The organism is Dyadobacter sp. CY312 (assembly GCF_021390535.1).
Lineage (GTDB): Bacteria > Bacteroidota > Bacteroidia > Cytophagales > Spirosomataceae > Dyadobacter.
The window spans coordinates 337,411-351,224 of record NZ_JAJUXG010000008.1; the positions used below are offsets into that span (position 1 = coordinate 337,411).

Annotated in this window: 9 protein-coding genes and 2 tRNA genes; 3 read left to right on the forward strand and 8 right to left on the reverse strand. The window is 41.2% G+C overall.

Annotated features, from left to right (window positions below; translation table 11 throughout):
* Positions 1-129 precede the first annotated feature (129 nt).
* Positions 130-218: transfer RNA gene (locus LZG71_RS12770), tRNA-Leu, on the reverse strand.
* A gap of 70 nt (positions 219-288) precedes the next feature.
* Positions 289-361: transfer RNA gene (locus LZG71_RS12775), tRNA-Gly, on the reverse strand.
* A 385-nt stretch (positions 362-746) separates the two neighbouring features.
* Here LZG71_RS12775 and LZG71_RS12780 point away from each other — a divergent pair.
* Together LZG71_RS12780 and LZG71_RS12785 are read left to right on the forward strand one after the other, a co-directional pair.
* Positions 747-1,817: a TerC/Alx family metal homeostasis membrane protein gene (locus LZG71_RS12780; protein ID WP_233820955.1), complete on the forward strand. Its 1,071-nt coding sequence runs from the start codon at positions 747-749 to the stop codon at positions 1,815-1,817.
* 24 nt (positions 1,818-1,841) lie between these two features.
* A complete protein-coding gene (locus LZG71_RS12785; RefSeq protein WP_233820956.1) occupies positions 1,842-5,840 on the forward strand; it encodes an AAA domain-containing protein in 3,999 nt (1,332 codons plus the stop codon).
* Here LZG71_RS12785 and LZG71_RS12790 read toward each other — a convergent pair.
* Complete coding sequence (locus LZG71_RS12790) at positions 5,827-6,537, reverse strand: DUF1080 domain-containing protein (RefSeq protein WP_233820957.1); 711 nt, start codon at positions 6,535-6,537, stop codon at positions 5,827-5,829. The genes LZG71_RS12785 and LZG71_RS12790 overlap by 14 nt on opposite strands.
* A 128-nt stretch (positions 6,538-6,665) precedes the next feature.
* Between LZG71_RS12790 and LZG71_RS12795 the strand changes: the two genes are divergently transcribed.
* Positions 6,666-7,055 carry an HIT family protein gene (locus tag LZG71_RS12795; protein ID WP_233820958.1) on the forward strand — a complete coding sequence of 130 codons (390 nt, stop codon included), beginning with the start codon at positions 6,666-6,668 and terminating at the stop codon, positions 7,053-7,055.
* 3 nt (positions 7,056-7,058) lie between these two features.
* Here LZG71_RS12795 and LZG71_RS12800 read toward each other — a convergent pair whose 3' ends face one another.
* The 5 genes from LZG71_RS12800 to LZG71_RS12820 all read right to left on the reverse strand — a co-directional run bounded on the left by LZG71_RS12800 (position 7,059) and on the right by LZG71_RS12820 (position 13,792).
* A complete protein-coding gene (locus LZG71_RS12800; RefSeq protein ID WP_233820959.1) occupies positions 7,059-8,549 on the reverse strand; it encodes a capsule assembly Wzi family protein in 1,491 nt (496 codons plus the stop codon).
* Between the two features lie 113 nt (positions 8,550-8,662).
* Positions 8,663-10,087, reverse strand: a complete 1,425-nt coding sequence (locus tag LZG71_RS12805; RefSeq protein ID WP_233820961.1) for a capsule assembly Wzi family protein — start codon at positions 10,085-10,087, stop codon at positions 8,663-8,665.
* A gap of 51 nt (positions 10,088-10,138) precedes the next feature.
* The gene (locus LZG71_RS12810; RefSeq protein ID WP_233820963.1) at positions 10,139-11,563 is read right to left on the reverse strand and encodes a capsule assembly Wzi family protein; all 1,425 of its coding nucleotides are present in this window, start codon (positions 11,561-11,563) and stop codon (positions 10,139-10,141) included.
* A gap of 39 nt (positions 11,564-11,602) precedes the next feature.
* Positions 11,603-12,604: a sugar transferase gene (locus LZG71_RS12815; protein ID WP_233820965.1), complete on the reverse strand. Its 1,002-nt coding sequence runs from the start codon at positions 12,602-12,604 to the stop codon at positions 11,603-11,605.
* A 108-nt stretch (positions 12,605-12,712) separates the two neighbouring features.
* Complete coding sequence (locus LZG71_RS12820) at positions 12,713-13,792, reverse strand: glycosyltransferase (protein ID WP_233820967.1); 1,080 nt, start codon at positions 13,790-13,792, stop codon at positions 12,713-12,715.
* Positions 13,793-13,814: the final 22 nt, after the last annotated feature.

A 13,814-nucleotide genomic window follows, 5' to 3' on the forward strand; every position in this document is an offset into this window, starting at 1 on the left:
ATTTTCGAGAAGCTTCAAAGAGAGATAATGAATCCCTGATGAGCTCTCTTGTGTCTGGCAAAATATCAAATATATGATAAAAGGGGAGCAAAAAAAAGACTTCCCTGTAAAGGAAGTCTCTGGGATAAGTGGTACCGGGGACGGGAATCGAACCCGTACGAGCGTTTCGGCTCACAGGATTTTAAGTCCTGCGTGTCTACCAGTTCCACCACCCCGGCCTGCGCCATAATAAAAAGATGATGGGCAATTTAGAGAAAAAAAAGCACCGTTGCCGGTGCTTTATCTCTGAGCGAAAGACGGGGTTCGAACCCGCGACCTCGACCTTGGCAAGGTCGCGCTCTACCAGCTGAGCTACTTTCGCATAACCGTTTCTGATTAACGTGGTGCAAATGTAGGGACAAGAGATATTGGACGCAAGCTTTTTTGGAAAATATTTTTCAAAAATTACTTAACTATTTATTAACAAATTGTAAATCATTGCAGTAAGCTATGTTTATTTTTTAGCATCCTGACATGTTGTTCCAGATTGAGTTCGTAACATGGAGCAGAAAGCCATTTCCCATCCCAGGGTATGTCAATAAGTGGGCTCGCTGACCGAATAATTATACTTATTGCCGTCCGTCCCAATTCCGGTAATGGCTTCATATTTTCACTACCTTTGCGAAACAGGTGAAAATGGGGGTTGATATGGCTCTTATTAGCCTGATACATAGATCAGATGGTGTTAATTTAATTAAATATTTTTCATGTTTTCCAACGAGGTATTGTTTTTCGGAGGGTTTATTCTCGCAATTAGTGTAATGCTGTTATTGGATCTTGGTGTTTTCAATAAAAAAGATCATGTTGTCAAGTTTGGTGAAGCCGCCGCCTGGACTGTTGCGTGGATTGCACTTGCCCTCGTTTTCTATCTGATTATCAACACGCACGGAGATTTGATCCACGGTGTTGAAAATTATGCGCAGCTGGAAATGATCAGAGATAAATATGCTTCTCATATACAGTTGATACCGGGAAATTTTGAAGAAAGTCTGGAGATATACAGAAAGAACATGTCTCTGGAATTTATCACGGGTTATCTTCTCGAATATGCGCTATCTGTGGATAATATCTTTGTGATCATTCTGATTTTCTCTTCATTCAGCGTTCGTCCTAAATATTATAAAAAGGTCTTATTCTGGGGTGTTTTGGGGGCTATTCTCATGCGCTTCCTATTCATTTTCCTGGGTTCAGCATTAATGCAGCGGTTTGAGTGGATCATTTATCTGTTTGGTTTATTGCTGGTTTATCAGGGCGGGAAGATATTTTTTGAAGGGGGAGGAGATGAAAAAATTGATCCTGCAAAGCATCCTGTAGTGAAATTTACTTCCAAATATTTCCCTGTTTTTCCAAGATATGTACGTGAGCACTTCTTTGTACTAAAACATGGAAAATGGATGATTACCCCGCTTTTTGTGGTGGTTCTTATTGTGGAATTCACGGATCTTATTTTTGCTGTGGATTCGGTTCCTGCTGTATTCTCGGTAACCAAGGATCCTTATATCGTTTTCTTTTCCAATATTTTTGCCATCATGGGGCTTCGCTCTATGTTCTTTTTCCTGAGTAATATCATGGGGCTCTTCAGGTTTCTCAAATATGGACTGGGCGTTCTGTTGGTGTTTATCGGAGGTAAAATGCTTGCCCATGACTACCTGGAAGAGCTGGGCTTCAAAACGGTATATTCGCTATACATCATTCTTGGAATTATTGCAGTGAGTATTCTGGCATCAGTGATTTTTCCGGAGAAAAAGGAGAGTGAGCAATCGCTAGCCAATAGTTAGGTACCAGTGCTCGTTTGAGTATTTATGAACCGAATTCTTAAAGCTTACTTAAAACGGCTTACCAATCTTAGTACACGGAATAAATCGTTGCTGCTTCCGGGATTACCTTCGGAGCAGTTTATCGATATTTTCGAAATGGATTTCCTTTTAGGTAAGCCTTGTATTGACATTGTTGTACAGGCAATTCAAAAGAAAGCGAGGATACCGCTTTGCGATGTCCAGGATCCGCGTCTTGAGCGCTCTAACGAGGTTAGCAAAAAACTACGAAAAATCGCCAGAACCGAGTCCTTCATCCAGGAGGAACGCGGTTCACGGGACCTTTATCTTGGCTATCCTTTTATACAGGGCAAACTTGCAGACGGAACGCCAATTCATGCACCATTGCTTTTCTTTCCGGTCACTCTAAAAATTGATAGGGAACAATGGTGTTTATTTGAAAGAGATGACGTCGGCGTTAGTCTAAACCGAAGTTTTGCCCTTGCATATGGATTTTTTAACGAAACGACAATCTCGGATGATGTACTGGAAAAATCTTTTGAAGAGTTTTCCGGGGATTTCTTAGCGTTTCGGACCCAGCTTTATGAGTGGTTAAAAGAAACACCGCTCAGGATTAATTTTAATCAGGATTTATTTGATCAAAAACTTAAACCTTTTGAAGCAAAAAAGGGTAGCCAGCTCCAGATTGAAGAGCGTAATGGTGAGCTTAAATTGTTCCCCGAAGCTGTTTTAGGAATTTTTCCTCAATCGGGATCCTATTTGGTTCCGGATTACAATCAGCTTCTGGATAAAAAAGAAGATATAGATATCCCACTTTTAAGCTCAGTATCCACCAAGTCGGGTGACATTGGATCTAATACATTCGAGGAGGGACGGAAGATGAGTGCTAAAATCAAGGAGGAAGATTTATTAACTCCTTTTGCACTCGACGCTTCACAGGAAAAAATTATCCTGGCTGCCAAATCGGGGCGATCACTGGTAGTTCAGGGACCTCCGGGCAGCGGAAAATCACAGCTGATCTGCAATTTGATGGCTGATTTTTCCGCAAGAGGAAAACGCGTTCTTTTGGTTTGCCAGAAACGCGCCGCATTGGATGTTGTTCATCAGCGTTTGAAAACGATCGGGATGGCTCCTTTCACTGCATTAATCCACGATTTTAAAAACGACAGGCCTGAATTATACAAGCAACTCGCTTTGCAAATAGATCAGGTTGAAGCTTATAGGCAACAAAATTACAGTCTGGACGCTGTTTTTATTGAAAGGCAATTTACGAAAGAGAGTCGTTTGATTGACAAAACCGTACAAGACCTCAACGCTTTTCGATCTGCGCTGTTTGACGAGCAGGAGTGCGGCGTATCTGCAAAGGAATTGTATCTCACCAGTGATCCTGCTGCGCCATATATTGATTTGGATCAGAAATATAAGTTTTTCAGACTGGACGGATCAGGAGACTATCAAAGGAGATTCAGAACGTATAGCAAATACAGGTTGTATCTGGGAGCAGATCACATCTGGAAGACTAGGAAGAGTTTTGCCACTTTTGATATTGCAGACCTTCGATCTATGGAAAAAATGCTTTCAGACTGGCCAAAAGCATTCCAACTGCAATTAGAATCCTTTCGTACAGTTACTACCAGGTCCTTTGTGCATGAATTTTTGAACAATAGGGCGGAAACGCTCGAACGACTGGAAGATATTAGAGAACAAATTCAAAATGAGTCACACTTTGCTCTTTTTAAGGCTTATCTCCTTGCCGATTCAAACCCTCACGCGCGGCTGTCTTTTATTCGTCAGATAACCGATTCATTTGAAGGTTTCATTGAAGAAGATGGTATTGAGCTGTCTCTGCCGGATGAAGAGCTGGCAAATTTCCGGGCGCAGCTTGCTAAGGTTATTGATACGAAAAAGTCAACGGTAAAAGGTGTATGGTGGGATATCTTCGGTTCTGAGAAGCAATTAATCGGGAAGGTCGCAGCCGAAAATGGTCTTACTACTGCAATTGATGATCTTTTGAAACTTGAATTGAAAGTTCGAAACCGGATCGAACTGGAAGACTGGCTTAAAAATAAGGATCTTTTATTCGATGATAAGTATGTTTCTGGCGGTGGGAAAGAAGAACGTGATTTTATGAATTTCTTTCATACTGCGGAGGCAGCGGCAGATGCAGCCGGAAGGGCCCGGCACGGTGAATGGTACAGTGTTATCTTCGACATTGTAGAAACCTGCAACACAGTAGAGGCATTTATTACAAAAGTTAATGACCTGATAAAATGGCTGCGTACCTGGGATCGTATGGACGTGGCAATGAGTCCATTTCTTGCAAAAGAACAAATTACTAAATTATTTGCCGATCCTCAGGAATACAGCAGTGCTTTGCTTGACGCGCTGAGTTCGGATTTTGATTCCATGGTGGATATGGATAAGCTGTGGTTGGAAATGAGTGCTGTTGAAAAAGATATTACCAAAGCGATAATTGAAGATTGTGACAAGAGAGATGTGGTGGGCGAAGAAGAAGTAAATGAACTTTTCGAAAATAGCATTCGCCTGTCGTGGCTCGGACACATTGAGAGCAAATATCCGGAACTGCGTGCTGTGACATCCTTAAAAATGAAGGAATGGGAGGGACAAATTCAGGAGAGTATTGGATCAAAGCAAACTCTCAGCAGCCAGATAGCGGGTATCAAGTTGAGGGAGAATATTTACCAGGGAGTGGAAAAGAACAGGTTGGGGAACCGGGTGACTTATCGGGAATTGAATCACCAGGTTACAAAAAAGCGTAAGGTGTGGTCGATCCGCAAATTGATTGATAATCATAAGGAAGATGTGTTTTCACTTGTGCCATGCTGGATGGCCTCTCCCGAAGCGGTGTCTGCTATTTTCCCAATGGAAAACGGTCTTTTTGACCTTGTTATTTTTGATGAAGCTTCTCAGTGTTATGCCGAATATGGACTGCCCGCTGCTTACAGAGGAAAACAGGTGGTTGTGGCTGGTGACAGCAAACAACTTGCTCCAAGTGATCTGTATAAAGTAAGGTATGAGGAGAAGGCGGAGGAGGAGGAATATGCGCCTGCTCTGGAGATTGAATCGCTGCTGGATCTTGCTGCGCAGTCATTGGAGCAACATCAGTTATCCGGCCATTACCGCAGTCTATCACTGGATCTAATCGATTTTTCCAACAGGCATTTTTACAAAAATACCTTACGCCTTCTTCCGGATTTTAATCGTCTTAATAAACGGGAACCGGGTATCGTTTATGAAAAGGTAGAAGGACTATGGAAAAATAACGCTAATGTGATCGAGGCGGAACGGGTGGTTGATTTGCTGCGTGGATTACAGGGAGGAGATAAAAGCGTTGGTGTTGTAACCTTTAATTTTTTTCAGCAACAGGCTATTCAGGAAGGAATAGAGAAAGCCGGGCTGCTGGTGAAAGACTTGTTTGTCAAAAATATTGAGAACGTTCAGGGAGACGAGCGGGACATTATTATTTTTTCAATGGGCTATGCTCCGGACGAAAAAGGTAAGGTAAGTATGAATTTTGGCTCGTTTAACATGCAGGGAGGTGAAAACAGGCTTAATGTTGCAGTTACCCGTGCTCGTGAAAGGGTTCACTTTGTAACCAGTTTATGGCCCTCCCAGTTAAATACAGAAGGTGCAGCCAACGAGGGACCTAAACTTTTACGCGCTTATCTGGAATACGCTTGGGACGTATCGGAAGGGAAATTTAAGCCCAGCCCGATTTCTACTGAGGGATTCAGGACAAACTGGCTTTTGAAGAATCGACTGCTCAACAGCAGCAATGATTTTAGTAAAGAATTGCCATTTGGAGATATAACCGTAAAAAAAGAAGAGACCTATAAGGGTTTGATCCTGACGGACGATGATTTGTACCATCGCTCTGATTCGTCAAAAGAACCGCACGCTTATCTGCCTCTTCTTCTCAGACAAAAAAACTGGCCTTTTAGCCGCGTTTATAGTCGTGAATATTGGAATAAGACTCTTAATTTAGAAAGTCTTAAAGTTCTTTAATTCTGATGTTGCGGTAAGATACTTTATCGCCATGATCCTGCAATGCGATTTTGCCTTTCTGGAAAGAGCCAAAACCCTCCCAGGTTTTGAACTTGCTGTTGGCTACTAATGCGTCCCATTCAGCTCCTTGTGTAGGGAAATCTACCACTTTTTTGCCATTTAACCAGCTTTCGCCTTTCCCTGCTTTGATCACGATTTTGGCTTTATTCCACTGTCCGGCAGGCTTAACCACCGCGAAGTCGGTTGGTGGCAGAATGTCATATAAAGATCCGGATTTGTGATTTCCCGCTTTGCCGGCTTTCGCATCTGGATGTTTTTCGTCGTCCAATACCTGAATTTCAGGGCCAGTAGAGTAGGGGCAGCAGTATTTTTTATCTTCGATTACATGATAAATGATGCCACTATTTCCTTTTTCTGAAATCTTCCATTCCAGTTCCAGTTCAAAGTCTCCGTATTCTTTATCCGTAACGAGGTCTTTACCGCCTTTTTCCGCAAGAACCATTGCGCCATCCTCAATCTTCCACTGAGGTAAAACCTTATCAGACTGCCAGCTGTGCCATCCGTTGAAGCTCTTGCCGTCGAACAACGTTACCCATTTTCCTTTTTTTTGAGCTTGTACTTCGGTGTTACCAATTGATAATGCAAGTAAGGCAACGAGGGCAGCTTTGCTTAAAGTCTGCCATTTTTTAAAATTCATATCTTTATTGTTAAAAGTTTGGAACACAATATTAAGTACTTTTATTAATCAAAACACTTATTTTCGATAAAAGTAGGGTTCTGTAAGCCCACAGTAATATTTTATAAGTATCAAAAAAATAGATAGTAATGGCGTCTATATTCTCGAAAATTGTCAGCGGAGAAATACCGAGTTTTAAAATCGCAGAGACTGAGGAGTTTCTGGCTTTTCTCGATGCTTTCCCGATTGTAAAAGGACATGTACTGGTTATCCCGAAAAAAGAAGTGGATTATTTGTTTGATCTTGAAGAAGGCTTGTATACCCGGTTGATGCTTTTTGCAAGAAGTATTGTTCCTGCCCTTGAAAAGACAGTCCCTTGCTTGCGAATAGGGGTAAGTGTGATTGGTTTAGAGGTACCGCATGCACATATTCACTTATTGCCGTTAAATAGCATGTCAGATGCTGATTTTAGCAAGAAGATTAAAATTAGTAAGGGAGAACTGACCGATCTGGCAGAGCAGATCAAAGCCAATCTGTAATATTCAGAACGTAAAATCTTTTCTCAGACCAAGGGAGAAACCATAGGTTTTAGGATAAAGATCACCCATATCAGCAGCAAACGAGCCTTTGATGGTTGAACCTCCTAAGAAATCTATGTGAGATTGTAAGGCGATGAGTCCGGAGAATTGTTTTGCTGCCGGGTAAATTGGCACGAGATAAGCTCCCGAATTATTGGAATATGATAATTTTGTATACCATTCTATTTGTTGCGCGATGGTACCTTTCAATCCCAAATGTACTACAAGAACTCGATTGTTACTGGTGTGGTTATCAGCATAAGCGGGATACTTCCACTCTGTATCCGACGTGGGAGGAATAAAAGGCGTTCCGATGGTTCTTTTGTAATAGGACCACCCATCACGCACCTGTTGATTGTTAAAATAGTTATCTATCCCCCTCCTTTTACCATCACCAATCACAAATTCGTTTCCACCTTGATCTTTCGTATACAAAAATTCTAATACACCCTCAGTAATTTCAAATCCTGCGCCATATGAGTTTTTTCTTCGTACACGAATTCCATTCAAACCATCTTTTAATGCCTGAAGATAAAACAGAGACCCATCTTCATAGATGAATTGTCTGTAAATGAACCAGCTTGTGCCATACGTCTCTATTTCAACAGCCAAATCGATAGACCCAAGATGATTCCCTATCCGGCTCGTGCTGTCAAAGTGTGTAATACTTTCTCCTTCCCCACCTATAGCTCCCGTGATAACACTTAAATAGTTTTTAAAACCTTTGGGCAGATCATTACTTTGTGCTGTGTGGTATGGAGACTTGCCTCCCCATTGTACCTGATGGTTGGCTCCACCATACAGCTTCAGTCTGGAAGTCTCTTTTCCCAACCTTATGTACAATGCTTTATGATGGAATCTCATGTCACTGGTAACGGGTCTGTTTTTTTCAAACAAACCGTCTGAATAAAATCCGTTGAATGCTACCCACCCCTGAGTCAAAGGGACATTTACAAATTTTGTCGTCCCAATTTGAATTTTGGGTATGGGCATTGCATTACCCGACCAGGCATATGATCCTGAGCCAAGAGTGGAATCTGCAAGACCTAACCATTGCTTCTTTCTTCCTACAAATAATTCCCAATTTTTATATTTAAGAGTAGCGTGTATCTGAGGAAGTAATACTTTTGCAGGATTTCCCGTGTTACCAACCGTTTCAATGGCGGCCCCAAATTTCCAGTCAGCTCCTTTTTCGGTAGTTTTTGATAGGTCCCAAAATTTTTGAAGTCCGATTCTTGCAGTTCCTGAGGGTGCTGTTTTCGGGATCACGCCAAATTGATTCGCGTGAATCCAGAACGGTAATCTCTCCTGAGAGCTTCCATATCCGATTGCCTCAACATAGCCATAACTGGAATCAACTTTGGAATGTGTTTGAATAATTTCGAATTGAGAAAACCCTGTTAGTGGATTTATGAGTAAGCAAAGAAAGAATATCTTCCGGAAGGATTTATGCATAAGCGACTTTAGTTCTATCTAATTGATGTGTGTGTTAATCTAAAATAAATAGTAAAAATAATAAGAACTACACGTTCTCTCTTGATTTTTATTGTTGAGGCAGCAAAAATTTTTCAGTTTAGAAATCCACTCTTCCTAAGCCCGATAAGTAAACCATAAGATTTCGGCAGAACGGCCCCTGTGTCAGCAGAAAGACCCGCAGTCAAAGTGCTCCCTTTTAGAAAATCTATTCTCTTTTCGGCTGAAAGAAAAACGGAGGTTTGATGTTTGACTTTTACAAAATCGGAAATGTAGGTTCCATAATTCAACGAATGAGTGCCTCTGAAAATGAAATTCATTGAAAGCCAGGACGCAGTCAAACCCGTGTGGAAAGCCCAGAATCTATTATTATTGGTGAATTCGCTTTCTGATCTTGGCAAACTCTCGATGGTGTTGCCTTTCGCCGGAGCTAACGGCGTGCCGAAGTTATTTCCACGGTACGACCATCCGTTCTGGTAGATATAGTGATTGAAGTAATTTCCATATTCAAAAATCCCCAAACCCATAGCGGGGTTATTATTACGCTGGCTCTTTGTTCCAATCACTTCTACCATCGCAGAGTTTAAAGAGAAATAAGTCGCGTCAGCCTGCGGAGTCTTGTTTCTCTTTACTGATACACCATTGAGTCCGTCTCTATAATTGATGATTTTGTATAGTGAGCCGCTTTCAAATATGTTCTGGCGGTAAACTGAGTAAGTCCACTGAGGCTGGAGCCAGGCAAATGCTATATCAACCGTGCCAAAGTGATTTCCTATGATTTTATGATCTAGCTTTTTAGCTGTAACAGTATGCCAGTAGGCATCCTTCTTGCTAAGTTTGTAAAGGGGGGCCAGCTCTTTTTCCCCGCCCCAGACTGCCTGATGGTTGAATCCGGTATAGACCTGGAAACGATTTGAATTTCCGCCGAATTTCAAATAAAACGTCTTTTGATGGAAATAAGTCCTTTCTACGAAGCGTGTGGCACCATAGGTAATGTTACTGCCTTGAAGAAGACCATCTGAGTAAGATGCTTTTACAGAGACATAGTTATTTGTAAATGCCAGAGGATAAAATTCAGGTATTGATATCTGAATTTTAGGAAAAGGCCTGGCATTGTCTGACATGGCAAGAGAACCCGATGTAAGCGTACTGTCCATAACAAGACCCGTAAATGATCTTTGTTGACCGGCTAACAATTCTACCGCGCCTAGTTTTCCAGCGAGATAAAGATCTGTGAAGAAGAAATCGGCTTTTTTTGCATAACTCGCTGTCAACTCTGCCCGAGCCGACCATTTAAACACTCTTGGATCATGAGGATGATATAATTTTGTTAGTGCAAACTGCCCCAAAGTAAATGTACCTGACGCCGGAACTGCGCCTTGCTGACGGGCCGATACCCAAAATGGTGTTTGTGCGCTTGACCCGGAGACAAGTAACCTACCGCTGTACTGAAATGTACTGTCCTGCGCGTAAGCCCGGATTGAAAGAAACGTTAGTAATAAAAAAAAGCGTATGCGCATCTTTAAAAAAGTACGTCGTTTGGGCTTAAAATAAGAAATGGTTTGCCGGAATTATTTCCCCAGGAAGCCGTTTTTTCGCCAACCAATCATGATGGCTGAATTGGACGTATATAACTTTCCAAAGTCAGCTGCCAAACTTATACTGAAAAGACTTCTGTTCCAAATTGGAAATGGTCTTTCGGCTTTAACAATAAAAGAAGATTGACTCAGAGAGGGCTGAAATTCTCTGCGGTACGTCCCGAAATTTTTTGTGAATGTTCCCTTTACAAGAATAGTCGTTTCATCCCAGGACAATTCCGAGCCGATGTGAATACCAGATATGCGGTTATTGACTGTATAATCCCGATAATTAGTGGGTACACCTTCTCTGTTCATTACCTGAGGACCAATCAAAGGATTGCCGAGAGACCGGCCTCGATATGACCAGCCCTGGGCATATACATAGTGATTATAATAGTCGTCGTTTCCAAAAACTCCTGTCGAAAAGTCAAATACATTACCTCCCTGGCTTTTGGTGTATATATACTCCAGTAACAGCGTGTTTAACCTGATACCTGGTTGTAATTCCCTGCTCTTGACCCTTTTTAATCTTATTCCATTTAATCCGTCAGCTATGCTGGATAAGTTGGAAAGAGAGCCATCTTCATAGATGCTTTGTCTGTAAATATAGAGATTCCACTTGTGACCATTCAGTTGAGCAGCCAGGTCTATAGTTCCAAAATGATTCCCAACTCTACTTGCTGCCCAAGGCTTGCCAAATACGACGTATTCGTAAGCAACATTCCTTTTAAGTCCCCCTGAGAATATCTTCTCTTCCCCTCCCCACATCGCTTGATGATTGAAACCTGCAAAAAGGCTGATTTTATGAGACGGACCACCAACTCGCAAATAAATAGCTTTATGATGCATGTAGATCTGAGGAACTCGGTTTGTATTACCATAGGTGATCCGTGCAGAACCAAGTATGCCATCTGAATAAGAAAAACTAAAGGCTAGCAGATCGTTGCCCGGAATTATATTGACAAAGTTGGGGGTAGATATTCTGATTTTTGGGTAAGGGCGGGCATTATTTGATAAAGCAAAAAAACCGGATGTTAACAAGGTGTCTCCTAAACCAACTACATCCTTTTGTTGCCCTATTGAAAGCTCAACGGGACCTGCTTTACCAGCAAGGTACAAGTCCGTGAAAAATATATCTCGTGTATTTCCCAGCGTGGCTACTCCTTCAACTCCCGCAGACCATTGAAAAAAACGTGGATTATTTCGGTTATACTTTTTATATACACCGATTTGGGCATTTAGAAATGAGCCTTCGGTCGGTATCGCTCCATATTGGTTAGCTTGTAGCCAATATGGGGTATTCGTGCCGGATAGAGCACCCTGAATATTTGCAGAATAGTAAAATGTAGAATCCTGAGCAGATACATTTATAACAATCGCAAATGAAAAAAATAATAGCGTAAAAATACCTCTCATTATGAATGGAAATGATCCTTAGTTGCTTGCAGTAACATCTTAACGACCCTTTCTTCCTAATATGACTAGTATGGTCAGAAATATTATTTTAAGCTCCAGCAATAAGGTCCAGTTTTTGATGTAATATAGGTCATACATCAGCTTGTGACGTGCATCATATACGCCTGCTCCATAAGAGTACATTACCTGCGCATATCCGGTAATACCAGGTTTGATGTTATGGCGTACGTTGTAGTAAGGAATAAGTTCGTCAAAAGTTTCGGTAAATACAGGTCTCTCAGGCCTTGGTCCAATCAGGGATATGTCGCGATTGAAGATATTGATGATTTGAGGAAGTTCATCAATACGGGTCAGGCGCATAAACCCTCCATAAGCAAATACGCGAGAATCATTTTTTTTGGAAAACGTAGCTCCGTTAGCTTCCGCATCCAGCCGCATTGAGCGAAATTTGACACAGTAGAAAAGCTTGTTATCCAACCCAACGCGTTCCTGTCGAAAAAACACCGGACCAGGAGATTCCATTTTGATTTTGAAGAAGCTTAAAATCCATAACGGGAAACTTGCCAAAAACAGAATGACTGACGCAGTAACATCCACGATTTTTTTCGGATATCTGACGCGCTTTCTGAATGAAGACATTTCCAAAAGGTTCGGATTGACGTCGTTGATGTTTTCAGGAATGTAGACTTTTCCAAGTTGTTTTTCGCAAAAGTCAAATACTGTACTGATTTTGATGGATTTATTTTTTCTGATCACCAACTCATATATCACTCTATAGCGGCTATCATACTGCGGATTCGTGATCAGGTGAATTTTCTCATATTTCTCCAATAGCGGACTTACTGTGTGATTCAGTAAATATTCATCATCGGTTGAGTGCGGAATAAGGATTATCTCTTTGTAGATGGACTTAAGAACCTTAAAATCGTATTTCTGAAGAAAATAATCATAACTGGTGATAATTAACACCTCATCAGTCGTTGCATTCTTGCTGAGTAGCCGGTGTACATATTTGCGATCAGAAACTAAAGTCTGGCTCATAAGTGTGCTATAAAATTAATACTATATATGTGTGTGAAAACAGCGCAAATTAGCTATAAACTTTTTAATTATGAAACTTAACCCAATGTTTACACGTACTTTATCTGATTACTGACCTAGACTAACAGAAGTGTAAAGAGTAAAATATTCCTGATACATTTTTGAGACAGTGAACTTTGATCTGTAGGAGTCTATCGCTTCTCTCTTAGCCCGCCTGCAAAGTGCCTGATCATTTTTATATAGACGGATGTGATGAGCAAACTCCTCTCCTGAATTTTGAACTGCAAAGCCATTTTTACTATCCAACACCTCACCAATGCCCCCAACAGCGGATGCGACTACCGGAACTCCATAAGATAGAGACTCGAGAATTGACATAGGCATACCTTCATAATCGGATGGTAGCATGAAAATTTGAGTATAAGGCAACAGCTGATGCGCATTGGGTATTTCTCCTAAGCACTTGACATTTGTAGGAACATCAGTTACCGGTTTTTTATTTCCAACCCAATAAAAGCTGATATTATCGTTCACTAATATTTCGGCGGCTTTACAAAAGATATCAAATCTTTTCGGAGCAGCAAGTCTTGCAATACATATAACCCGGAATTTTTCACCTTCTTCAATTACTGATCTTGCTCTCAAAAAAGCGTTTTCTTCGGGTATTCCTTTAACCTTTTCGCTGAAATCGGGAATGCCATTGTAAATGCAGCTCAGGTTATGTTGAATTCCCTCGTTTTGAAGGTTATTTGCATCATAGTTGCTTACAGCGACAATATGTCTGGCCTTGTATTGTAATAATTTTTCCAGGTACAGAAATTTGCGGTGTGCGATTCTGATTGAGTCAAAACCATGTACAGTGTAAATTATCTTTTTGGTGGGAAAGGCTATTCTACCGAGAAGACCAATTTTGGACGAATGCAGATGAATCACATCCGGTTTAAACTTTCTGTATATTTTATATAGTTCGTATATAACCTGAATATCTTTCCAAATGCTAATTCTATGCTGCAGCTGACTGATGGTGCGTTTAACGACAGACGGCGGTAACTCATTCCACAAGGCCCCTCCAACCGATGATGTTACCCAAACCTCATGACCGTCTGTGATAGACTTTTCAATTAAATTAAGCATAACCGACTGGGCACCGCCCAGTTCAGACAACGTGATAGCGTGTAGTATTTTCATTAAATGGTGTGTGAACGAGGAG

Coding starts and splice junctions, on each gene's coding strand:
- LZG71_RS12780 (WP_233820955.1), top strand. CDS start 747: ATGTTTTCCAACGAGGTATTGTTTTTCGGAGGGTTTATTCTCGCAATT.
- LZG71_RS12785 (WP_233820956.1), top strand. CDS start 1,842: ATGAACCGAATTCTTAAAGCTTACTTAAAACGGCTTACCAATCTTAGT.
- LZG71_RS12790 (WP_233820957.1), bottom strand. CDS start 6,537: ATGAATTTTAAAAAATGGCAGACTTTAAGCAAAGCTGCCCTCGTTGCC.
- LZG71_RS12795 (WP_233820958.1), top strand. CDS start 6,666: ATGGCGTCTATATTCTCGAAAATTGTCAGCGGAGAAATACCGAGTTTT.
- LZG71_RS12800 (WP_233820959.1), bottom strand. CDS start 8,549: ATGCATAAATCCTTCCGGAAGATATTCTTTCTTTGCTTACTCATAAAT.
- LZG71_RS12805 (WP_233820961.1), bottom strand. CDS start 10,087: ATGCGCATACGCTTTTTTTTATTACTAACGTTTCTTTCAATCCGGGCT.
- LZG71_RS12810 (WP_233820963.1), bottom strand. CDS start 11,563: ATGAGAGGTATTTTTACGCTATTATTTTTTTCATTTGCGATTGTTATA.
- LZG71_RS12815 (WP_233820965.1), bottom strand. CDS start 12,604: ATGAGCCAGACTTTAGTTTCTGATCGCAAATATGTACACCGGCTACTC.
- LZG71_RS12820 (WP_233820967.1), bottom strand. CDS start 13,792: ATGAAAATACTACACGCTATCACGTTGTCTGAACTGGGCGGTGCCCAG.